Annotated in this window: 22 protein-coding genes; 13 read left to right on the forward strand and 9 right to left on the reverse strand. The window is 53.4% G+C overall.

The window, feature by feature from the left end; translation table 11 throughout:
- Positions 1-51 precede the first annotated feature (51 nt).
- Positions 52-519 (reverse strand): YchJ family protein, encoded by a 468-nt coding sequence (locus tag DDA898_RS10570; RefSeq protein ID WP_038901159.1) that lies wholly within the window; start codon positions 517-519, stop codon positions 52-54.
- A 168-nt stretch (positions 520-687) separates the two neighbouring features.
- On the opposite strand from DDA898_RS10570, the gene rssA reads away from it, so the two are divergent.
- The 3 genes from rssA (at position 688) to galU (ending at position 3,781) form a co-directional block, all read left to right on the forward strand.
- Entirely contained in the window at positions 688-1,593 is a 906-nt protein-coding gene (gene rssA, locus DDA898_RS10575) for a patatin-like phospholipase RssA (protein ID WP_038902660.1), read from the forward strand.
- A 59-nt stretch (positions 1,594-1,652) separates the two neighbouring features.
- Positions 1,653-2,669 (forward strand): two-component system response regulator RssB, encoded by a 1,017-nt coding sequence (gene rssB / locus DDA898_RS10580; protein ID WP_038901161.1) that lies wholly within the window; start codon positions 1,653-1,655, stop codon positions 2,667-2,669.
- Positions 2,670-2,869: 200 nt separating this feature from the next.
- Complete coding sequence (gene galU, locus DDA898_RS10585) at positions 2,870-3,781, forward strand: UTP--glucose-1-phosphate uridylyltransferase GalU (RefSeq protein WP_038911183.1); 912 nt, start codon at positions 2,870-2,872, stop codon at positions 3,779-3,781.
- A gap of 368 nt (positions 3,782-4,149) precedes the next feature.
- Here galU and hns read toward each other — a convergent pair whose 3' ends face one another.
- Entirely contained in the window at positions 4,150-4,557 is a 408-nt protein-coding gene (gene hns, locus DDA898_RS10590; protein ID WP_013317859.1) for a histone-like nucleoid-structuring protein H-NS, read from the reverse strand.
- 386 nt (positions 4,558-4,943) lie between these two features.
- Here hns and DDA898_RS10595 point away from each other — a divergent pair, with 386 nt between their 5' ends.
- Positions 4,944-5,543, forward strand: a complete 600-nt coding sequence (locus DDA898_RS10595; RefSeq protein ID WP_013317860.1) for a thymidine kinase — start codon at positions 4,944-4,946, stop codon at positions 5,541-5,543.
- Between the two features lie 573 nt (positions 5,544-6,116).
- On the opposite strand, the gene adhE is transcribed toward DDA898_RS10595, so the two are convergent.
- Complete coding sequence (adhE, locus tag DDA898_RS10600) at positions 6,117-8,819, reverse strand: bifunctional acetaldehyde-CoA/alcohol dehydrogenase (protein ID WP_038911184.1); 2,703 nt, start codon at positions 8,817-8,819, stop codon at positions 6,117-6,119.
- Between the two features lie 547 nt (positions 8,820-9,366).
- On the opposite strand from adhE, the gene DDA898_RS10610 reads away from it, so the two are divergent.
- From DDA898_RS10610 to oppF, 7 genes are all read left to right on the forward strand, one after another.
- Entirely contained in the window at positions 9,367-10,011 is a 645-nt protein-coding gene (locus tag DDA898_RS10610; RefSeq protein ID WP_013317863.1) for a YchE family NAAT transporter, read from the forward strand.
- 186 nt (positions 10,012-10,197) lie between these two features.
- Positions 10,198-10,572, forward strand: a complete 375-nt coding sequence (locus DDA898_RS23185; RefSeq protein WP_013317864.1) for a hypothetical protein — start codon at positions 10,198-10,200, stop codon at positions 10,570-10,572.
- Between the two features lie 312 nt (positions 10,573-10,884).
- Positions 10,885-12,528 (forward strand): oligopeptide ABC transporter substrate-binding protein OppA, encoded by a 1,644-nt coding sequence (gene oppA / locus DDA898_RS10615; RefSeq protein ID WP_038901165.1) that lies wholly within the window; start codon positions 10,885-10,887, stop codon positions 12,526-12,528.
- Positions 12,529-12,619: 91 nt separating this feature from the next.
- Positions 12,620-13,540: an oligopeptide ABC transporter permease OppB gene (gene oppB / locus DDA898_RS10620; RefSeq protein WP_013317866.1), complete on the forward strand. Its 921-nt coding sequence runs from the start codon at positions 12,620-12,622 to the stop codon at positions 13,538-13,540.
- Between the two features lie 12 nt (positions 13,541-13,552).
- Positions 13,553-14,461, forward strand: a complete 909-nt coding sequence (gene oppC / locus DDA898_RS10625; protein ID WP_013317867.1) for an oligopeptide ABC transporter permease OppC — start codon at positions 13,553-13,555, stop codon at positions 14,459-14,461.
- Positions 14,462-14,477: 16 nt separating this feature from the next.
- Entirely contained in the window at positions 14,478-15,467 is a 990-nt protein-coding gene (locus DDA898_RS10630) for an ABC transporter ATP-binding protein (RefSeq protein WP_033111842.1), read from the forward strand.
- On the forward strand, positions 15,464-16,468 hold the full coding sequence (oppF, locus tag DDA898_RS10635; protein WP_013317869.1) for a murein tripeptide/oligopeptide ABC transporter ATP binding protein OppF: 1,005 nt from the start codon (positions 15,464-15,466) through the stop codon (positions 16,466-16,468). The genes DDA898_RS10630 and oppF overlap by 4 nt, the downstream gene beginning before the upstream one ends.
- 105 nt (positions 16,469-16,573) lie before the next feature.
- On the opposite strand, the gene DDA898_RS10640 is transcribed toward oppF, so the two are convergent.
- Positions 16,574-16,897, reverse strand: coding sequence for an HI1450 family dsDNA-mimic protein (locus DDA898_RS10640; RefSeq protein ID WP_013317870.1), 324 nt, complete (start codon positions 16,895-16,897; stop codon positions 16,574-16,576).
- Positions 16,898-16,951: 54 nt separating this feature from the next.
- Positions 16,952-18,412, reverse strand: a complete 1,461-nt coding sequence (gene cls, locus DDA898_RS10645; RefSeq protein WP_038911185.1) for a cardiolipin synthase — start codon at positions 18,410-18,412, stop codon at positions 16,952-16,954.
- 242 nt (positions 18,413-18,654) lie between these two features.
- On the opposite strand from cls, the gene DDA898_RS23190 reads away from it, so the two are divergent.
- Positions 18,655-18,831: a YciY family protein gene (locus DDA898_RS23190; RefSeq protein ID WP_139348305.1), complete on the forward strand. Its 177-nt coding sequence runs from the start codon at positions 18,655-18,657 to the stop codon at positions 18,829-18,831.
- A gap of 69 nt (positions 18,832-18,900) precedes the next feature.
- On the opposite strand, the gene DDA898_RS10650 is transcribed toward DDA898_RS23190, so the two are convergent.
- Together DDA898_RS10650 and DDA898_RS10655 are read right to left on the reverse strand one after the other, a co-directional pair.
- The gene (locus DDA898_RS10650; protein WP_038911186.1) at positions 18,901-20,604 is read right to left on the reverse strand and encodes a methyl-accepting chemotaxis protein; all 1,704 of its coding nucleotides are present in this window, start codon (positions 20,602-20,604) and stop codon (positions 18,901-18,903) included.
- A gap of 129 nt (positions 20,605-20,733) precedes the next feature.
- Positions 20,734-21,030 (reverse strand): YciI family protein, encoded by a 297-nt coding sequence (locus DDA898_RS10655; RefSeq protein WP_038911188.1) that lies wholly within the window; start codon positions 21,028-21,030, stop codon positions 20,734-20,736.
- Positions 21,031-21,238: 208 nt separating this feature from the next.
- On the opposite strand from DDA898_RS10655, the gene tonB reads away from it, so the two are divergent.
- Positions 21,239-21,997: a TonB system transport protein TonB gene (gene tonB / locus DDA898_RS10660; protein WP_038911189.1), complete on the forward strand. Its 759-nt coding sequence runs from the start codon at positions 21,239-21,241 to the stop codon at positions 21,995-21,997.
- Between the two features lie 79 nt (positions 21,998-22,076).
- On the opposite strand, the gene yciA is transcribed toward tonB, so the two are convergent.
- Both yciA and DDA898_RS10670 read right to left on the reverse strand, forming a co-directional pair.
- Complete coding sequence (gene yciA, locus DDA898_RS10665) at positions 22,077-22,499, reverse strand: acyl-CoA thioester hydrolase YciA (protein WP_013317876.1); 423 nt, start codon at positions 22,497-22,499, stop codon at positions 22,077-22,079.
- A gap of 51 nt (positions 22,500-22,550) precedes the next feature.
- Positions 22,551-23,111, reverse strand: a complete 561-nt coding sequence (locus tag DDA898_RS10670) for a septation protein A (protein WP_038901171.1) — start codon at positions 23,109-23,111, stop codon at positions 22,551-22,553.
- Between the last annotated feature and the right edge of the window lie 52 nt (positions 23,112-23,163).

The raw sequence follows: 23,163 nt of genomic DNA on the forward strand, positions 1-23,163 counted from the left end.
ATCAGATGTTGCCGTTACGCGATGCCGGAATCACCGCGATAATCAAGGGTATTATTGTCCGCAGCACTTTTTGTATTTTTTGCCGGAGCCGCACGGACAGGCGTCGTTCCTGCCGGTTTGCAGGTGAACGCCGTCGACATAGTACCAGCGATCGCGATAACGAAGGAAGCGAGAACGTTCCCTCATCAGCACCCGGCGGTCCGGATGCCCGGCTGCGCTGTAGCTGGCCGCGAATTCGACGTAGCCTTCGTCCACCGTTTTTCCCGGCGCGACGTCCAGTATCCGCAGACCGAGCCAGTGCGTGTCGGTGCAACTTGTGGTGATGTCGGCTCGCCAGTTTTCCGCGTGGCAATCCGGATGCCAGGTGTCGACCAGATAATCGACATCCTGTTTGACGTAGGCGCTATACCGTGAACGCATCAGTAGGTCAGGGCGCGGGGCCTGGGCATCACGACGCAGATAGGGCTGGCAGCAGTGTTCGTAAGGCTGATCACTGCCGCATGGGCAACATTCGGACACAATATCTCCTGCAAAATTCTGCAATAAGCTTAAATAATTGAGACGCCACTGATAAGGCGTGCGCTATGTTACCCAATAGGGTTCGCGTATCGCAATAATCCTGTCCGGTGCGTACATAACGGCAGGGTAGCGCCTAGAATAAGACACAGGGGGAGCACCATGAGTACCATGCGGAAGGTAACTATCGGTCTGGCATTGGGGTCCGGTGCGGCTAAAGGATGGGCGCACATCGGCGTGCTGAAGGCGCTGGAGGATCTGGGGATTGTGCCTGACGTGGTGGCGGGGTGTTCGGTGGGGGCGCTGGTCGGCGCCGCTTACGCCACACATCGTCTGGACAGTATGGCGCACTGGGTGAGCGGCTTTCGCTACTGGGATGTCATTCGTCTGATGGACTTTTCCTGGCGGCGTGGCGGATTATTGCGGGGCGATCGCGTTTTCAACCATGTAAAGCATTTGCTACGTACGCAACATATTGAAGAGTGTGCTATCAAATATGGAGCAGTGGCAACTAATCTGAGCACGGGAAGGGAACTTTGGCTGACGCAAGGGGACTTACATTTAGCTATTCGCGCCTCCTGCAGTATGCCGGGGTTATTGTCTCCGGTGCAATTCAATGGTTACTGGCTGGTGGATGGGGCCGTCGTTAATCCGATTCCGGTCTCATTGACTCGCGCGATGGGTGCGGATGTGGTGATTGCGGTGGATTTGCAGCACGATGCCAGCCTGCTGCCGCATAATCTGTTGTCTACCAGGCCGGCGGTTCAGGCGGAGGAGATTGCCGCGCCGCACGGCTGGCGTCAGCGTCTTCGGTCTCGTCTGTCTCACCGTTTTCGTCGGCAGACGGAAGCGACGCCCACCGCGATGGAGATCATGAGCACTTCTATACAGATATTGGAGAATCGCCTGAAAATGAATCGTATGGCGGGCGATCCTCCGGATGTATTGATTCAACCTTATTGCCCGCAAATCGCCACGCTGGATTTTCATCGAGCGGAAGAGGCTATTGAGTCCGGCAGGCTGGCGGTGGAGAAACAGCGGGAGCTGCTGTTGCCGCTGGTGAACCATGGTGTATAGGGTTATTTCCGATTTAGGATTCGGCAACGAATGATGATGAGCGGTGCAAGGGGTCATTGATGGCGCAACCACTGACGGGAAAACACATTTTGGTTGTTGAGGATGAGGCTGTTTTCCGTTCCGTGCTGGCCGGTTATCTGACATCTCTGGGCGCAGACGTGCATGAGGCGGATAACGGCAAGGATGCGCTGGAAAAAATGGCTCATCAGTCGCCCGACCTGATTATCTGCGATCTCAACATGCCCATGATGGGCGGCTTCGAATTCGTCGAGCGGCTGCGGCTGCACGATATCATCACGCCGGTGTTGGTGGTGTCCGCCACCAGTCATCTGGCGGACATCGCCAGGGTATTGCGCCTTGGCGTTCAGGATGTGCTGCTCAAACCTATCCATGACTACACCCGTTTGCGCGAATCGGTCATGGCCTGCCTGTACCCAACGATGTTTACTTCGCAGGCCAATGAAGTCGAACAGCTGATGCATGACCTGGATACGCTGAATCAATCGCCGGGGGCCGCCTTGAAACTGCTGGAACAGTTGCAGCCGCCGGTTCAACAGACGCTGGCGCGCTGCCGGGTTAATTACCGACAACTGATGGCGGCGGACCGCCCAGGGCTGGTGCTCGACATTGCGGCGCTGTCCGGGGACGACCTGGCGTTTTATTGTCTTGATGTGACGCTGGCGGCCAACAATCACGGCGTGCTGGCGGCGTTGCTGCTACGGGCGCTGTTCAACAGCCTGTTGCAGGAGCATCTGGTGCATCAGCAGCGCCGGTTGCCCGAATTGCCGGTATTGCTCAATCAGGTTAACCAATTATTACGTCAGGCGAATTTGCAAGGGCAGTTTCCCTTGCTGGTCGGTTACTATCACCGGGAACTGAAACGGCTGATTCTGATTTCGGCGGGATTGCATGCCACCCTGAGTGTGGAAGAGCAACACATTGGGCTAAATAACGGTGTGCCGTTGGGTACGCTGGAAGCCGCTTATCTTAATCAAATCAGCTATCAGTGCGAGTCATGGCAATGCCAGATGTGGGGCAGCGGTGGTCGTCTGCGCCTGATGCTTTCTACGGACTAATCCGATATCTGCAAACCTCCCCGCACTTCAGACTAGGTGCATCTATCGTTATTATTTTTTATTCCCTAGTATGTGGCTTATGATTTTTAATCACGCATCCAGATTGGTCGAGCATCGCGCATTGAACCTGATATACTTTCGCGGTTTTATGCGCCGGACAAATAAAGCTCATTATTTGAACGATATATACGAGGTTGTTTATGTCAACTGTTAATAAAAAAGTAAAAAAAGCGGTCATTCCAGTGGCTGGGTTGGGGACGCGTATGTTGCCTGCTACCAAGGCCATTCCCAAAGAAATGCTGCCGCTGGTCGATAAGCCGTTAATCCAGTATGTGGTTAATGAATGTATTGCTGCCGGTATCAATGAAATAATTTTAGTTACACATTCTTCTAAGAATTCAATAGAAAACCATTTTGATACCAGCTTTGAACTGGAAGCCATGCTGGAAAAACGCGTTCAGCGCCAGCTGCTGAAAGAAGTTCAGTCTATTTGTCCGGAGCATGTCACTATTATGCAGGTTCGTCAGGGGCTGGCGAAAGGATTGGGGCACGCGGTACTTTGCGCTCATCCTTTGGTTGGCGATGAGCCGGTGGCGGTTATTTTGCCGGACGTAATTATCGACGAATATGAATCCGATCTGAAGAAAGACAACCTCAGTGAAATGCTGCAACGTTTTTATAGCACAGGCCATAGCCAGATTATGGTTGAGCCGGTGGAAAATGTCAGCAGCTACGGCGTGGTGGATTGCAAAGGCGTGGAATTAAAACCGGGCGACAGCGCGCCGATGGTCGGCGTGGTGGAAAAACCCAAGGCGTCGGAAGCGCCGTCTAATTTGGCGGTAGTAGGGCGTTATGTGCTGTCCGAACAAATCTGGGATCTGTTGAAGAAAACAGAACCGGGCGCCGGTAATGAAATTCAGTTGACCGATGCTATCGCTATGCTGATGGAAAAAGAAACCGTTGAAGCTTATCACCTGAAAGGGGTAAGTCATGACTGCGGTAATAAGTTGGGATACATGACCGCATTTGTGGAATATGGTCTTCGCCATGACGCTCTGGGTGAAGATTTTACTCAGTGGCTGAAAGAGGCGATAGAAGAAGACGCCAATTAATCTTCTCCCCCTGTACTTTTATACCCCAAATATTTGGGTTGCAGGACAACACGCATTTCGTGTTGAACAACGCAACGCGTTGGCTCTCCAGGGCAAGGCTCATGATGAGCCTTGTAATGCGGCAAGAGAGTGAATCCCGATGAATTTACGCAGGTAAGTGATTCGGGTGAACGGCGACGTGCCGGGAACCGAGTTGAACGCAGCTCGCTGCGGCCCCGAAGGGGGGAGGCCCATGAATGGGCCGAGTAATAAAGTCAACACACCTGCAGCTTGCAGTATGATGGGTATAGTCAGTATGAGGCGTTTCTGAATCAGCGCAATAAAAAAACACCCTTTGAAAGGGTGTTTTTTTATTATCGAGCTGTGAATTACAGCAGGAAGTCATCCAGAGACTTGCCTTGTTCTTCGATTGCTTTCTTGATAACTGCCGGAGTACGGCCCTGACCGGTCCAGGTTTTCAGTTCGCCGTTTTCGTCGGTGTACTGATATTTAGCCGGGCGTGCTGCACGTTTGGCTTTACCGGCAACTTTGCTTGAACCCAAAGATTGCAGTAATTCGTTCGGGTCAATGCCATCGGCAATAAGCATTTCACGATACTGCTGTAATTTGCGTGTGCGTTCTTCAATTTCTGCCTGAGCCTGGTTTTCTTCTTCGCGGCGCTCGTTCACCACGACTTCCAGCTTTTCCAGCATTTCTTCCAGCGTTTCGAGGCTGCATTCTCTTGCCTGGGCACGCAGGGTGCGGATGTTGTTTAGAATCTTAAGTGCTTCGCTCATTGGATTAATCTCAAAATAAATATTAACGGTGACAGTACAGAGATAATAGAGTGCCGTTTTATTTTCTGCAATAGGTAAAATTGTCAGGTTGTTAAAATTTAGCAAATTTAAAACGAAAATCATGCGTTGACCGGCCAATATAAATTTCGGACAAGCCAGTTAATACATTCTGTTAGCGCGATCTGCAGCGGAAATAGCCATGTGGAGCGTATCGATAGTTTCTTTGAACTCCCATGATGGAACTATCTATATTACCAAACCACAGAATGATTAAGGGTGTGTGCGGAGCCTGAGCCGGACGCGACTAAACCCTCGTCAGCGGCAATACCTATGTTACAATAAATTTTAACGATTACTGACCGGTGAATGCCGTTGAACGAGGAGCCATGGCGCAGCTTTATTTTTATTATTCCGCGATGAATGCAGGGAAATCCACCGCACTGTTACAGTCTTCATATAACTACCAGGAAAGGGGAATGCGGACCCTGGTGTTTACGGCTGAAATAGATGACCGTTCCGGGCGAGTCGGCGTCGTTAGTTCCCGCATCGGTCTCTCTTCACCGGCGTTATTGTTTAACGAACAGACAGATTTATTCCAGACGCTTGAGTTGGCGCATCGTCAGCAAACTATTCACTGTGTGTTAATTGATGAAAGTCAGTTTTTGACACGTGAACAAGTGAATGCGCTGTGTGATGTCGTCGATCAATTAGACATTCCGGTCCTCTGTTATGGTCTGCGTACCGATTTCCGCGGGGAATTGTTCAGCGGCAGTCATTATTTATTGGCGTGGGCAGACAAACTGGTCGAACTTAAAACCGTCTGCCATTGCGGGCGTAAAGCGAATCACGTATTGCGGGTGGATTCGCATGGCAAGCCCGTCATTGAAGGTGAGCAAGTCGTTATCGGCGGAAATGAGAGTTACGTGTCGGTGTGTCGGAAGCATTATAAAATCGCCCTGGGATTGACCCGAGTAGAAACGGAATAATCCATATCTATATAGGCTAAGCATTTAGCCTGGCTTATTAATAACCGGGTAGATGAAGCGATTATCCGGTTATCGCTCCTGGTAAAAATTGATAATATAAATTAAATATTCGTTACCAGATGCGTATTTGCTGCTTTTTGCCGTTGTTTTCGCAGACGTGCTCCCTCGGCGTTATTGATGCGTTTTCCGGACCGCAATTCGTTTTCTGAGCCGAATAATCCCCTCGCCAGCAGCCCTGATGCATCAACCCCGTTTTACCGGCGTAACGCTCTCCGTCGCTGTAATGGATGTTGTTGTAACGCGATAGTGGCTGTTACGCGCTAGTGGCTGTAGCGGGATAGTGGCTATAACGAGATACTTACGGCGTGCTGGAGCTGACTGCCGGATTACAGGGGATGGTGCGTTGGTGGCGGACTATATCTCAGAAATCTGTATCGCTGCAGACGGTGTCTCTCGCGGGTGATGACGGTAGCGGGGCGTCATTCTTGTTGTGGTATGACCAATCCCATTCCCTACCCAAAAAAAAGCCCTGCGCGTGTGCACAGGGCTTTGAGTATGCAGCCGTCAGCGATATCAGTTAACGGCTTTTTTCTCTTTCTTCTCGGCTTTTTCCGCCTTGGCGGGCACGCTGGCCGCAACTGGGGCGGTTTTGGTTTCGGTGACCGCATGTTCGACAAACGGACGGCCGTAGAACGAATCCAGCAGGATTTGTTTCAACTCGGCAATCAGCGGATAACGCGGGTTAGCGCCGGTACACTGATCGTCAAACGCATCTTCAGAGAGTTTATCCACCTTGGCCAGGAAATCGGCTTCCTGTACGCCGGCTTCACGAATAGAGGTGGGAATACCCAGTTCCTTCTTCATGCTTTCCAGCCAGGCCAGCAGTTTTTCGATTTTCTGCGCCGTACGGTCGCCAGCGGCTCCCAGGCCCAGATGGTCGGCCACTTCGGCATAACGACGGCGTGCCTGCGGACGGTCGTACTGGCTGAATGCTGTCTGCTTGGTCGGGTTATCGTTGGCGTTATAGCGAATCACGTTGCTAATCAGCAGGGCATTGGCCAGGCCGTGCGGGATATGGAACTCCGAACCCAGCTTGTGCGCCATGGAGTGGCAGACGCCCAGGAAGGCGTTAGCGAAGGCGATACCGGCGATTGTCGCCGCGTTATGAACGCGCTCGCGGGCCACCGGGTTTTTCGCGCCTTCACGGTAGCTGGTCGGCAGGTTATCTTTCAGCAGTTTCAGTGCCTGCAACGCCTGACCGTCGGAATATTCGTTCGCCAGCACGGATACATAGGCTTCCAGCGAGTGGGTCACCGCGTCCAGCCCGCCGAACGCACACAGCGACTTCGGCATGTTCATCACCAGATTGGCGTCGACAATCGCCATATCCGGCGTCAGCGCATAGTCTGCCAGCGGATATTTCTGGCCGGTGGCGTCATCGGTCACCACGGCGAACGGCGTCACTTCAGAACCGGTGCCGGAAGTGGTGGTCACGGCGATCAACTTGGCTTTCACGCCCATTTTCGGGAACTTGTAGATACGTTTGCGGATATCCATAAAACGCAGCGCCAGTTCTTCAAAATGGGTATCCGGATGTTCGTACATAACCCACATGATCTTGGCGGCATCCATCGGCGAACCGCCGCCCAGCGCGATAATGACGTCGGGTTTAAAGGCGTTCATCTGTTCGGCGCCTTTGCGAACGACGCTGAGCGTCGGGTCGGCTTCCACTTCAAAGAAGACATCGGTATCCAGACCCTGCTGTTTCAGCACCGACGTAATCTGGTCGACATAGCCGTTATTAAACAGGAAACGGTCAGTAACGATGAACGCGCGTTTCGCGCCGTCGCTCGCCACTTCTTCCAGCGCTATCGGCAGAGAGCCGCGGCGGAAGTAGATAGATTTGGGAAGTTTGTGCCACAGCATATTCTCTGCTCGCTTAGCCACGGTTTTACGGTTGATCAGGTGCTTCGGCCCGACGTTCTCGGAGATGGAGTTACCGCCCCATGAACCGCAACCCAGCGTCAGCGACGGCGCCAGTTTAAAGTTGTACAAATCGCCGATCCCGCCCTGAGAAGCCGGCGTATTGATCAGGATACGGGCGGTTTTCATCTTGTCGCCAAAATGGTTGACGCGACGAGGCTGGTTGTCCTGATCGGTGTACAGACAGGAGGTGTGGCCGATGCCGCCCATGGCGACCAGTTTTTCCGCTTTGTCGACCGCGTCTTCAAAGTCTTTCGCCCGGTACATCGCCAGCGTCGGGGACAGTTTCTCGTGAGCGAACGGTTCGGACTCGTCCGCGTTCGTTACTTCACCGATCAGCACTTTGGTGCTGGCAGGCACGGTAATACCGGCCATTTCAGCAATCTTGATGGCCGGTTGGCCGACGATGGCGGCGTTGAGCGCGCCGTTTTTCAGCAGAATGCCTTGCACCGCGCTGAGCTCTTTGCCCCGAAGCAGGTAACCGCCGTGGGTCGAGAAGCGTTCACGCACCGCATCATAGATTTCATCGACCACGATTACCGACTGCTCGGAAGCGCAAATCACGCCGTTGTCGAAGGTTTTGGACATCAGAATCGATGCTACGGCGCGTTTGATATCGGCCGTTTCATCGATCACCACCGGGGTGTTGCCCGCGCCCACGCCAATTGCCGGCTTACCGGAGCTGTAGGCTGCTTTTACCATGCCCGGGCCGCCAGTTGCCAGGATCAGGTTGATATCCGGGTGATGCATCAGCTGATTGGACAGCTCCACTGACGGCTCATCAATCCAGCCGATGATGTCACGAGGCGCGCCCGCGGCGATCGCGGCCTGCAGGACGATATCCGCCGCTTTATTGGTGGCATTTTTTGCGCGCGGATGCGGGGAGAAAATAATGCCGTTGCGGGTTTTCAGGCTGATCAAGGCTTTAAAGATAGCCGTGGAGGTCGGGTTAGTGGTCGGAACGATACCGCAGATCAGGCCGATAGGTTCGGCAATCGTGATGGTGCCGAACGTATCATCGACGGACAGCACGCCGCAGGTTTGCTCATCCTTATAAGCGTTATAGATGTACTCGGAAGCGAAGTGGTTTTTGATCACCTTATCTTCAATAATACCCATGCCGGATTCGGCGACCGCCATTTTCGCCAGCGGTATACGGGCATCCGCAGCAGCCAGCGCGGCGGCGCGGAAGATCTGATCGACCTGCTCTTGCGAGAAGTTTGCGAACTCCTGCTGCGCTTTTTTGACGCGTTCGACCAAAGCGTTAAGTTCAGCAACGTTTGTTACGGCCATAATGCTCTCCTGTAATGTTAAGCTCTTTCAGTCAATGGTCAGCCCGGTAAATAAGCAGTATAGATAACGGTTGACGCACCTGATAATTTGGCTGCGGTGATTATCCATTGACTCAAAGCGCTCCTGATAAATGCGATCGCCTGGTTTAATAACAGCAATCTCGGTTTCTCTATTTGATTCCTAAAGTTGCCGGCGATTTGACGACAGAATCGGCTGTCGTTGTCCGTCTTGCTACGATGAAGGCAGAATACCCCGTTGTTAGCCGGTTTTTTGTGATCCTTCTCGCTAAATTTCAATGCTGACACCATTCAGCATGGCACGATTGAGAATCAATATCATTTGTATCGGTGATTTGTTAAAAATAAATGACCATAATATGAGTGGGTTTATATCGATTTGTATCGAAAATCTGAATAGAGGCAGAGAATAATTATCTGGGCGGAGGATGGAGGCGCGCGGCGCTTTACATTACTGTAGGAGATATCACGGCATTAGCTGTGGCTTATCAGGGATTCCCGGCGTTGACAATAATCTTCAGAGGTGGAATGTGATTCAGCCTGTTCTGGATTTCTCCGGTTACATCAAATTCTTTATCGGATTATTTGCGTTGATTAACCCGGTGGGCATTCTGCCCATCTTTATTAGCATGACCAGTTATCAGGGGGCGGAAGGGCGGTCGAAGACCAATCTGACAGCGAATGTCTCCGTGGTAATCATTCTTTGGGGCGCGCTGTTTTTCGGCGACATGATTTTGCGGTTGTTCGGCATTTCCATTGATTCGTTTCGGATTGCGGGCGGCATTCTGATTGTAACCATCGCCATGTCGATGATAAGCGGCAAGCTGGGTGAGGATAAACAGAATAAACAGGAGAAAACAGAAACCGCCAATCGGGAAAGTATTGGCGTGGTGCCGCTGGCGTTGCCGCTGATGGCCGGGCCGGGGGCGATCAGTTCCACCATTGTCTGGAGTTCCCGTTATCACGGCTGGCAAAATCTGCTGGGGTTGTCGCTGGCGATTGCATTTTTTGCATTCTGCTGCTGGCTGTTGTTCAGAGCGGCGCCGGCGCTGGTGCGGCTACTGGGGCAGACCGGCATTAACGTGGTGACGCGTATCATGGGGCTGCTGTTGATGTCGCTCGGCATCGAATTTATCGTCACGGGAATTCGCACCTTGTTTCCCGGTTTGCTATAGCCGCAAGGGCTGCTACTTTATTTTTATTGATACTTTTTCCTTATGTTTATTCCCCGGCAATAATCGGGCCGGGGAAAGCCTATCGACTACTATTATTTATCACTCCAGAGAGTGTGGCTTATTTTCATTCTTTAATCGCATGCCTTAGATAAGCTAATGCATATGGCGTAAAAGGCGACAGGCATTATGGCAAGACGCGTATGCGCTTTCGCTGTTAATTTATTCACATGCAAAGGGGGCGGCGCCGGTAATGGTGTTATTGTGTGCGGGAGTGTTTTATCGTGTGTTTTTTACCCTGATCTAGTGTTAATTCTTTCATACTTACAAGTTATTGGACAATCTGCTGCCGGGCGAATCTTTACCGCCGTGACGCTCGTCACGGATGTTTTTATATCCATTTACGTGCTTAAGCCATTTTGTGACTTTCCGAGATGGAAAAGAAATTTAAGTAACAGGCTGCAAAATCTATTGGCGAAGACGGATTCTTCTGATACGTTCGGCATCACGCTATTCCCCTTGGCTGTTATGGATAAGTTAATTTTATTAGAGCCTTATCCGTGACCGTCTTTTTGTGGGGGGCGTACCATCAGGGAAGAGTGGAAATGGCTGTGAGCTGCCGAGTCTGGGAAAAGGCTACGGCGGTTTTTGGGTTGCCGGAATGTGCTGTTTTTATCTCTGTTGATTTTTCCAACACGTTGGCGCGGCGTTATGACGTATCTGGCTGTGCTGCGTGGATAAAACAATTTAGATGTGATTGAGCGGCCATGTTGCCAGATTCGTTCCTCTGGTGGCGATGATGTCTGTCCGTTTAATACGTAAAAAAAGTTATGTGCCTGATCGGGCGATAACAGTAGAACAGGAGCAAGGTAAATAATGGTAAACAACACAATTAAAAAAAGACTGGCGGTCAGCATTCTCGCTGCTATCACTGCTTCTGCCAGCGTTTCCGCCTGGGCCGCTAAAGTGCCGGCCGGCGTTCAACTGGCTGAGAAGCAGGAGCTGGTGCGCAACAACGGTTCCGAGGTCGCCTCGCTGGACCCGCATAAGATGGAAGGCGTGCCGGAATCCAACATTGCGCGCGACCTGCTGGAAGGGCTGTTGGTTACCTCTCCGGATGGCCACCCGGCGCCGGGCGTTGCGGAAAGCTGGGACAATAAAGAGTTCAAAGTGTGGACCTTCCATCTGCGTAAAGACGCAAAATGGTCCAACGGCGATCCGGTCACCGCACAGGATTTCGTCTACAGCTGGCAGCGTGTTTCCAACCCGAAAACAGCATCGCCTTACGCCAGTTATCTGCAGTTCGGTCATATCGTTAACATCGATGATGTCGTCGCGGGCAAAAAATCACCTGACACGCTGGGCGTGAAAGCGATCGACGATCACACGCTGGAAGTGACGCTGAGCGAACCGGTACCGTACTTCTATAAACTGCTGGTGCACCCGTCCACCTTCCCGGTGAACAAAAAAGCGGTTGAGCAGTTTGGCGACAAATGGACCCAGCCGGCTAACTGGGTGGGCAACGGCGCCTACAAACTGAAAGAATGGGTGGTGAACGAAAAGATCGTTCTGGAGCGCAACCCGAACTACTGGGATAACGCCAACACCATCATCAATAAAGTGACTTATCTGCCGATCTCCTCCGAAGTGACGGACGTGAACCGCTACCGTAGCGGCGAGATCGACATGACGTATAACAACCTGCCGATCGAGCTGTTCCAGAAGCTGAAGAAAGAGATCCCCAGCGAAGTGAAGGCGGATCCGTATCTGTGCACCTACTACTATGAGATCAACAATCAGAAAGCGCCGTTTACCGATGCCCGCGTGCGTCAGGCGCTGGTACTGGGGCTGGATCAGGACATTCTGGTCAACAAGGTGAAAGGTCAGGGCGACACCCCGGCGTTTGGTTTCACCCCGCCGTACATCGACGGCATGGACGGCAAACTGACGCCGCCGGAGTGGGTGAGCTGGTCGCGTGAAAAACGTAATGCCGAAGCGAAGAAACTGCTGGCCGAAGCAGGCTTCACTGCTGAAAAACCGCTGACTTTCAACCTGCTGTACAACACGTCCGATCTGCACAAGAAACTGGCGATTGCCGCGTCTTCCATCTGGAAAAGCAATATCGGTGTAGACGCGAAGCTGGAAAACCAGGAGTGGAAAACCTTCCTGGACAGCCGTCATCAGGGCACATTTGACGTCGCTCGTGCCGGCTGGTGCGCGGACTATAACGAACCGACCACGTTCCTGAACATCATGATCGCCAACAGCAGCAGCAACACCGCGCATTACAAGAGCGCGGATTTCGACAAGCTGATGGCGCAAGCCCTGGCGGCGAAAACCGACAGCGAACGTGCCGACATTTACAAACAGGCTGAGACGCTGCTGGAAAAAGACGCTGCGGTGGTTCCGGTGTACTACTACGCCAATACCCGTTTGATTAAGCCTTACGTGGGCGGTGTAACCGGTAAAGATCCACTGGATAACATCAACGTTAAAAACCTTTATATTATCAAGCATTAATGATGAAGGGCGGGTGTCGGTTGGCACCCAGCCCTTATTCGGTTTGATAAACAGAAGCGAAATTTTCAGACCGGTTTTATAGGTAAGGTCAATGTTAAAATTTATTTTCCGTCGTTGCCTGGAAGCAATCCCGACACTGTTCATCCTGATTACCATCTCGTTTTTCATGATGCGACTGGCCCCGGGAAGTCCGTTTACTGGAGAACGCAATCTTCCCCCTGAAGTTATGGCGAATATCGAAGCCAAATACCATCTGAACGATCCCATGATCAAACAGTACGGTAATTATCTGGTGCAGTTGCTGAAAGGCGACTTTGGGCCGTCTTTCAAGTACAAAGATTATTCGGTAAATGATTTGGTCGTCCGGGCTTTTCCGGTGTCGGCTAAATTGGGTGCCGCCGCTTTTCTGCTGGCAGTGGTGCTGGGGGTGACCTCCGGCGTGATTGCCGCATTGAATCAAAACAGTAAATGGGACTACACGGTAATGGGGTTCGCCATGACCGGGGTAGTGATCCCGAGCTTTGTGGTAGCGCCGCTACTGGTGCTGATCTTCGCGATAACCCTGCGCTGGTTGCCAGGGGGCGGCTGGAACGGGGGCGCGCCGAAATACATCATTCTGCCGATGGTGGCGTTGTCCCTGTCTTATATCGCCAGCATCGCCCGTATTACCCGTGGCTCCATGATTGAAGTGCTGCATTCGAACTTTATCCGCACCGCGCGCGCTAAGGGGCTGCCGCTGCGTCGGATTATTCTGCGCCACGCGCTGAAGCCGGCGCTGCTGCCGGTGCTTTCCTACATGGGACCGGCGTTCGTGGGGATCATCACTGGCTCCATGGTGATTGAAACTATTTTCGGTTTACCTGGTATCGGTCAGTTGTTTGTTAACGGGGCGCTTAACCGTGACTATTCGCTGGTGCTCAGCCTGACTGTGTTGGTGGGCGCGCTGACCATTCTGTTTAATGCGGTCATCGATGTGCTGTACGCGGTCATCGATCCGAAGATCCGTTACTAAGGTAAATCACTGATGTTTTGGAATAAACGTAACCGCGAAGCGCTGGACAACTTTAGCGAAAAACTGGAAGTGGAAGGGCGCAGTCTATGGCAGGATGCGCGCCGTCGCTTCATGCACAACCGGGCGGCGCTGGCCAGCCTGTTTGTCCTGACGCTCATCACGCTGTTTGTCGTCGTCGGCCCGATGGTGGCGCCGTTCAACTATGCCGATACCGACTGGAATATGATGTCCAGCGCGCCTGATATGGTGTCCAAACACTATTTCGGCACCGATTCGTCCGGCCGCGACCTGCTGGTGCGCGTGGCGATCGGCGGACGTATTTCTCTGATGGTCGGCGTTGCCGCCGCGCTGGTGGCGGTGATCGTGGGAACGCTGTATGGCGCCGCGTCCGGCTATATCGGTGGGAAAGTGGACTCGGTCATGATGCGTCTGCTGGAGATCCTCAACTCCTTCCCGTTCATGTTCTTCGTTATCCTGCTGGTGACCCTGTTCGGGCAAAATATTCTGCTGATTTTTGTGGCCATCGGCATGGTGTCCTGGCTGGATATGGCGCGTATCGTTCGCGGCCAGACCCTGAGCCTGAAACGTAAAGAGTTCATTGAAGCCGCGCTGGTGTGCGGTGTATCCACCCGCAGCATCGTGCTGCGCCATGTCGTGCCGAATGTGCTGGGCGTGGTTGTGGTATACGCGTCGCTGCTGGTGCCGAGCATGATCCTGTTCGAATCTTTTCTGAGTTTCCTTGGCCTGGGCACCCAGGAGCCGCTGAGCAGCTGGGGCGCGCTGCTGAACGATGGCGCTAATTCAATGGAAGTGGCGCCGTGGCTGCTGCTGTATCCCGCCGGTTTCCTGGTGGTGACCCTGTTTTGTTTCAACTTTATCGGCGATGGCCTGCGTGATGCCCTCGACCCGAAAGACCGCTAAGGAGGCGCTTCATACCATGATGAATACGTCACAATCTCGTGAAGCGCTGCTTGACGTTAAAGATCTGCGCGTGACCTTCAGTACGCCTGACGGTGATGTCACGGCGGTAAACGACCTTAATTTCTCTCTCAGCGCCGGTGAGACGCTGGGGATCGTCGGAGAATCCGGCTCTGGTAAATCCCAGACGGCGTTTGCGCTGATGGGGCTGCTGGCCGCTAACGGCCGCATCGGCGGCTCCGCCCGTTTCAACGGCCGCGAGATTCTCAACCTGCCGGAGCGCGAGCTTAATCGCCTGCGTGCAGAAGAGATCGCCATGATTTTTCAGGACCCGATGACGTCGCTGAACCCGTACATGCGCGTCGGCGATCAGCTAATGGAAGTGCTGATGCAGCACAAGAAACTCGGTAAAAGCGAAGCGTTCGACGAATCGGTGCGCATGCTGGACGCGGTGAAAATGCCGGAGGCCAGAAAACGTATGCGCATGTACCCGCACGAGTTTTCCGGCGGGATGCGTCAGCGCGTCATGATTGCGATGGCGCTGCTGTGCCGTCCTAAACTGCTGATCGCCGACGAGCCGACCACCGCGCTCGACGTGACGGTGCAGGCGCAGATCATGACACTGCTTAACGACCTGAAGCGCGAGTTCAACACCGCCATTATTATGATTACCCACGATCTGGGCGTGGTGGCTGGTATTTGCGACAAGGTGCTGGTGATGTACGCCGGCCGTACCATGGAGTACGGTAGCGCGCGCGAGATTTTCTACGAACCGACTCATCCATACTCACTTGGCTTGCTGAAAGCGATTCCCCGTCTTGATGAGGAGAATGAGGAGTTGGCCACTATTCCTGGAAATCCGCCCAACCTGTTGCGCTTGCCGAAAGGGTGTCCTTTCCAGCCGCGTTGCCCCTATGCACAGGACCGGTGCCAGCAGGCGCCTGAATTGACGCCGTTTGGCGAGGGCCGTCTGCGTGCCTGTTTCCGGAGTGTGGGGGAATTAGTATGAACGAGCTGGAAAACAAAAAAGTATTGCTTGAAGTGGATGAACTGAAAGTCCACTTTGATATCCGCGATGATAAACAGTGGTTCTGGCAGCCCGCCAGGAAGCTGAAAGCGGTCGATGGCGTTACCCTGCGACTGTACGAAGGGGAAACGCTGGGGGTGGTTGGCGAATCCGGTTGCGGCAAGTCCACGCTGGCCCGCGCGATCATCGGGCTGGTGAAGGCCACCAGCGGGCGTATTAGCTGGCTGGGTAAAGACCTGCTGGGGATGCGCGATACCGAATGGCGCAGTGTACGCAGCGATATTCAGATGATTTTCCAGGATCCGCTGGCGTCGTTGAACCCGCGCATGACCATCGGCGAAATTATCGCCGAACCGCTGCGTACCTACCACCCGGAGATGCCGCGTCAGGAAGTGAAAGATCGCGTCAAAGCGATGATGATGAAAGTCGGTCTGTTGCCGAACCTGATCAACCGCTACCCGCACGAATTTTCCGGTGGTCAGTGCCAGCGTATCGGTATTGCCCGCGCGCTGATTCTGGAGCCGAAGCTGATCATCTGTGACGAACCGGTTTCCGCGCTGGACGTGTCGATTCAGGCACAGGTGGTGAACCTGCTGCAACAGCTACAGCGGGAAATGGGGCTGTCGCTGATCTTTATCGCCCACGATTTGTCGGTGGTGAAACACATTTCCGACCGCGTGCTGGTGATGTATCTGGGCCATGCGGTGGAGCTGGGAACTTATGACGAGCTGTACCACAATCCGCAGCATCCTTATACGCGCGCCCTGATGTCGGCGGTGCCGATTCCCGATCCGGACAAAGAGCGTAACAAGCAGATTCAACTGCTGGAAGGCGACCTGCCGTCACCGATTAATCCGCCGACAGGCTGTGTATTCTGCACCCGTTGCCCGGTTGTTGGGCCGGAATGCACCAAAACCCGGCCGGTGCTGGAAGGCAGCTTCCGTCATGCGGTGTCCTGCCTGAAGGTGGATCCGCTGCCGTAATCCGGCGCGATTCATTTAGGCAACATTCTATAATAAACAAAACGCCCCATCAGGGGCGTTTTGCTATTCGTCGCTGGACAGCCAATTAGGCGGCGATCGCAGCTGTTACTCTTTCCACAGAATGTGGCACAGCTTGTGGTCTTTTTCGCGGCAGATCAGGATACGGGCGAAAATATCATTGATTTCCTCACCTTCCTGCTCGGCCAGACCAATCACTACCTCGGCGAAAAAGTCAGGATTCAGGTCGAAATCCACGTGTTCCTGCCAGTCTTCCGCCGGATCAAACAGTTCCGCACCGCCACGCTCTTCGAACTGCAGGTTGAACAGCAGGATATCTGCTGGATCCAGGTTATCCGGCGCCAGTTCCAGAAAGATATCGTAAGCCTGTTCCAGCGTTTCATCTTCTGTCAGGCGGTTATTTAAATCCATACAACATTCCTGTTAAAACGTGATGGGGGTATTAGAGCATGAAGGACGGTGCGATTACAGCAGCGGACTGAAAAAGTAAAACAGCCGCTCGACAATACGCTGCCAGTAGGGGCGTTTTAGCCATTCTTTGGCGTTCAGCAGGCGAGAGCGCGACATGTAATCCTCGTGCACGCAGGCCAGATCGCTGCCAAACTCATCGTCGTCAATCACCAGCGTGATTTCGAAGTTCAGCCACAGGCTGCGCATATCCAGATTGACGGTACCCACCAGACTGAGCTGGCCGTCGACCAGTACGCTTTTGGTGTGCAGCAGCCCGCCTTCGAATTGATAGATTTTGACGCCCGCCGCCAGTAATTCGGTGAAAAAGGCTTTGCAGGCCCAGCCGACCATCATGGAGTCGTTTTTGTACGGCACGATAACGCTGACGTCGACGCCGCGCTGCGCTGCGGTGCAGATGGCGTGTTGCAGATCGTCGCTGGGCACAAAATAGGGCGTGGTCATGATCAACTGATGACGGGCGGAATAAACGGCGGTCAGCAACGCCTGATGGATCATATCCTCAGGATAGCCGGGGCCGGAGGCGATAACCTGCACCGTATGGCCGCGCTCTTGCTCAAACGGCATGATATTCACGTCGGGCGGCGGCGGCGGCAGGCGCTGGCCGGTTTCCATTTCCCAATCAAGGCTATAGATCACGCCCATGGTGGTGGTCACCGGGCCTTCGATGCGCACCATCAGGTCTACCCACTGGCCCACTCCGGAATCCTGCTTGAAATAGCGCGGATCCACCATGTTCATGCTGCCAGTGTAGGCGATGCGGTTGTCAATCAGGATCACCTTGCGGTGCTGACGTAAATCCATTCTGCGCAGGAACGCGCGCAGAAGGTTGACCTGTAGCGCATCCACCACCGTGATGTCGGCGGCGCGCATGATCTCCGGATAGGTGCTGTGAAAAAACTGTACGCTACCGGCCGAATCCAGCAGGATACGGCATTTGACCCCGCGACGCGACGCCGCCAGCAGGGCGGTCATCACCTGATCCACCAAGCCGCCGGCCTGCCAGATATAGAACACCATTTCGATGTTATTGCGGGCCAGCTCAATGTCGCGGATCAACGTCCTGATGGTGTCGTCGAATGAGGTTAACAACTGCAACTGATTGCCCTTGATGCCGCCAATGCCCTGGCGACGTTCGCACAACTGAAACAACGAGCGAGCCACTTCGCTATTTTCAGTGGCGAAAATGCGGCGGTATTCTTTCAGCTCTCGGAGCCACTGCGCGGTAACCGGCCACATTTGCCGGGCGCGTTCTGCACGGCGTTTCCCCAGATGCAGTTCGCCAAATAACAGATAAGCGACGATACCGACCAACGGCAGAATATAAATCACCAACAGCCAGGCCATAGCGGAAGGAACCGCACGCCTTTTCATCAGAATACGCAGCGTAATGCTGGCAACGAGCAGCCAATAGCTGAAAACCAGTAATCCGCTCAGTACAGTATAAAATGCTGTCATAGTAACAATGCACGGTTCCCTGCTGCGAAATGTTTACTTGTTCAAGTGTATGCATAGTTCCCCAAAGGGGAAAGTCCTTTACTCTGAATACTATAGCGCATGAAGGGCCTGCGTGCGGATTCGAAAATCCTGCCGTATCGCTTGGCGGAGAATATCAGAGGGATATAATGATCCAGTCCATCATGCTTATTACTAAGCTGTGCCATGAAACAAGAGTTTTACCATGAAACAAGAGTCGAGCCATGAAACGCAGCCGGAATGAAGTCAGCCGTTGGCGTATGCAACGTCAGGTGCAGCGCCGTCGCAGCCGCTGGCTTGAGGCCCAGTCGCGCGGTTACCGGCATATCCACCACGTGCGTTACCTGGGCCAGAAACAGCAGCGGCGTGCGTTGCTGTATGCGGTGGCCTACGAGTGGTAACTACCGGGTAGTCGGTGTCAGGCCCAACGGTCGTCAGATCGTTGGGCTTTTTTTGTTATCCAGAGGCGATTACAGCGCTGGCGAGTGTTGCGGCAGGGCGACATAGCCATTGGCGACCGGAGCAGGCGCGGCGCGAAGCGCGTCAGGCTGGACCACCGCTGCTTCCGTGCCGGGCAACTGGAACAAGGATACCGACAGATTGAGCTGTTCGGTCTGCTCAAGTAACTGCAGGCAGGTGCGGGCAGAGGTCTCCACCTGTAGGGCATTCTGTTTCACTGTATCGTTGAGTGAACGGATACGGTTGCTCACTTCATGGATGCTCTGATTCTGTTGTTGCGAAATATCGGTGATTTCATTCAGGAATGTACTGGTGCCTTTGGCCGCCTGAATGATTTCCTGCAGACTGTCGTTGAGGTGACCGACCAGTCTGGCGCCGGTAGCGACGCTGCTGTCCGATTCATGAATCAACGCATTGATGTTTTGGGCTGACTGACTACTCTGTGAAGCCAGCGTGCCTACCTCGCGGGCGACGACCGAGAAACCTTTGCCCATCTCGCCGGCCCGAGCCGCTTCAATGGCGGCATTAAGCGACAGGATGTGCGTCTGGAACGCCACGTTTTCAATCAGCGAGATGACTTCCGTCATTTCCTTGCTGCGACTGGAAATATTCTGCATCGCGTTTCTGACGTCGTTCATCATGGTTTCGCCCTGTTCGGCGATATGACTGGTTTCTTCCGCATGATGGCCGGCTTGCTCGGTGTACTGGGCATTCTGTTCCAGATGCTGACTGAGCTGGATAATGTGCTCGGTGGTGACCTTCAGCTCTTCAGACTGTCGATTGGCCTGTTCGGACAGTTGGCGGTTGTCGGTGGTGACATGGCTGACCTGCCGCATCATGGTTCCCATACCCTGACGAACCTGACTTATCAGTTCCACCAGCCCGCCCTGCATCTGCACCACACTGCTGTTTAGCAGCGCGATTTCACGGGTTGTACGTCTTTCTATGCCGATGTCATGGGATAGATCGCCGGCTGCGATCAGCCTCAGGTGGTCGGTAATGCGCTTAAGCGGATGAACGATCACCTTGTTTACGCCAATCCAGACCACCAGCGAAATCGCCAGCAATAGCCCCAGAATGACGATAAACAGGGTGTGGGCATCATCAAGATTATTCAACAGTTGCTGAGCATGCTGTTTCTGGCGGACGTCGTTTCCCTGCAGGTAACTCGCGTATTTTTGGGTAAACAGGGTCTGGTAAGCCTGAATGGGAACGGCAAAGAAGATATCGATTTCATTGGTTTTTTTGATGCCTTGCGCCAGTTCCAGCAGTCCGTTATAGAGCTGCTGATAGCTGCTTTTTAGCTCGTTGAAGGCAGCGTCATTGCGAGCGGCGCCAGAAAAGTGTTCCAGCTTTTGGTAATACGCCTGCGCGTGAGTTAACGACTCTTCGGCTTCGGTCATCAGGCTGTTCCAACTGCCGACCGACCCGGTTTCTTTGTCAAACATCAGGTAAATGCCGGCACGATTAAGTTTATCGCTGGCGTTCATCACTTCCATGCGGGCCTGATCCATCAGCGCCTGTTGTTGACGCAAGGCTTCGTTGGCGGCGCTGTCCTGGCGCACTTCAGTCATGGTTTTCGATATCATCCCTACGGACAATAGCTGAAGTAAGGAAAACAACCCGATGATTAGCAACAGACCGGAAAGAAAACTCAGGCGGTACTGACGCACTCTGCCCAGAAAACCGGAGCGTGACGGGGCGGATGTTGACATGACAATCTACTCTCTATAGATAAATTGCCGCCAACATAACATCATTAAATGACTAAAATATTTCAGATATTTAAGAGGGAAACGGAGGTAATGTTTGGTGAAAATGCCATGACCTCCGTCAAATTTGGATTAAAATGCTTTTTTGAACGGCTTGACGCTGACAGATTCGTAGACGCCGGCGGCGACATAGGGATCTTCGTTTGCCCACTGGCGGGCGTCTTCCAGCGACGGGAATTCGGCAATCACCGTTGAACCGGTAAATCCGGCGGCGCCCGGATCTTCACTGTCGATGGCCGGCAATGGTCCTGCGGTTAACAGGCGTCCATGATCCCGCAATGTTTGCAGGCGGGCGAGGTGTGCGGGGCGGGCGGCCAGGCGTTTTTCCAGCGAGCCGGGTACATCGGTGGCATAAATCACATACAGCATGGTAAACCTCGGTCTGTCAGACCATGTTGAGACGGAACCGTCATCATACGCGATGATACCGACAGGACAATCCCTGTTACCGTCGGTCCGGTTTTGCGGCACTAAAACCGAAGTGGGTTGCAACACCCGTGCGGGAATTGATCGGCTTCTATTGAATATGATTGTCATTTGCATTTAAACTTGCGCAGTGAGAGGACATCATATAACTATGCCGCAGAAAACATTTTTCCTGACCCGCCGATATTCATGGCCGATGCTGGTTTCCGTGGGTTTTCATGGGTCATTGATTGCCGGGTTGCTGTTTGCTTCATTTAATACATCGGTCAAGCTGCCGTCGACGCCGCAGCCGATTCAGGTCGTGATGGTCAATACCGCACCCGTGGAGGCCGCGCCGGCCCCGGCGGCGGCGCCTCAACCAGAACCGGAAAAAGTGCCGGAGCCGACGTCAGAACCGGAAATACAACCCGAGCCGCCGCCGTTGCCAAAACCGGTTCCCGTGCCGCTGCCGGAACCGAAACCCCAACCCAAACCAAAGCCGAAACCGGAGCCGAAACCCAAGCCGGTGAAAAAGGTGGAACCACCGAAGGAAACGCCGCGTGAAACCGCGCCGCAGCCGACGGCGACGCCGTCTGCCAGCCAGACCGTCAGCCGGAATACAGCGCCGGTCAGCCAGGCGCCGGTCGCCAGCGCTCAGCCCTCGGGGCCAAGACCACTGAGTCGGACTCAGCCGGAATACCCGGCTCGGGCGTTCGCCTTGCGCATCGAAGGCCGGGTTAAGGTGCAGTTTGATGTCGATGACGCAGGGCGGGTGGATAATGTCCGCGTGTTGTCGGCCGAACCTAAAAATATGTTTGAGCGGGATATCAAGCAGGCCATGCGTAAATGGCGTTATGAAGAGAGCAAGCCGGGGAAAGATCTGGTGGTGACGATCATCTTCAGAATCAATGGCGGCGCGGCGATGGAGTAAGACGCTGCACAGCTGACGTTGAAAAATTAAGGCACCGCCAGCGGTGCCTTAATTGTTTGTGATTAGCAATTATTTATGATTATTGCTCAGGTTCGAAGTGGCTTTTCCCTTCCGGCAGTTCGCGCGGTCGGCCGTCTTCATCCACGGCAACGTAAGTAAACAGCGCTTCGGTGGCACGGTAGCGTTGGCCGATAGGGTCGGTCGACACCTTTTTCACCCACACTTCAACATTAATGGTCATCGAACTGCGGCCGGTACGGACGCACCGGGCATAGCAGCACACCACATCGCCGACGGCGACAGGTTTGAGAAACGTCATGCCGTCAACTCGCACTGTGACGACGCGGCCTTCTGCAATCTCTTTGGCCTGAATGGCGCCGCCGATATCCATCTGCGACATCAGCCAGCCGCCGAAAATATCGCCGTTGGCATTGGTGTCCGCCGGCATGGCCAACGTGCGCAGCACCAGTTCGCCGTGAGGTAATGCGTCTTGTTTGCTCATAGGGTCAACGAATCCGCTTGTGAGTAGTCAATGTCAGTCTGTGTCGGGCGATCATTTGTCGCTTTCGTTTTCCGTTTTTTCCGGCTCGGCCGGCAGATGGCGATAAATGTAAACGCCGCACAGTAATGTAAATACCAGAGTCAGGCCGGTGAGGCCAAATACTTTAAAGTCAACCCAAACGCTTTGCGGCAACCAGAAAGCAATATAAATATTAGCCAGACCGCACAGCAGGAAAAATATCGCCCACGAAATATTCAGTTTCGCCCATACCATTTCCGGCAATGACAGTTCCTTGCCCAGCATGCGTTGAATCAGGGTTTTCTTCATCACAAACTGGCTGAACAGCAAGGCGACGGCGAATAGCGTATAAATAATGGTCACTTTCCATTTAATGAACTGGTCATTGTGGAATACCAGCGTCAGAGTGCCGAATACGGCAACCATCAGGAAAGTCAGCAGCATCATCTTTTCGATTTTGCGGTAAATAAACCAACTTAACAGTAACGCCGCTGCCGTTGCAGCAATCAATGCCCCGGAGGCGACATAGATGTCATACAGCTTATAACAGACAAAGAAAACAATAAGAGGAATAAAATCAATAAGTTGCTTCATTATGTTAATCCGTCACTTACCCGTGTGGTGTGGTGGTCCGCATGTACCAAAA

The organism is Dickeya dadantii NCPPB 898 (assembly GCF_000406145.1).
Taxonomy (GTDB): Bacteria; Pseudomonadota; Gammaproteobacteria; order Enterobacterales; family Enterobacteriaceae; genus Dickeya; species Dickeya dadantii.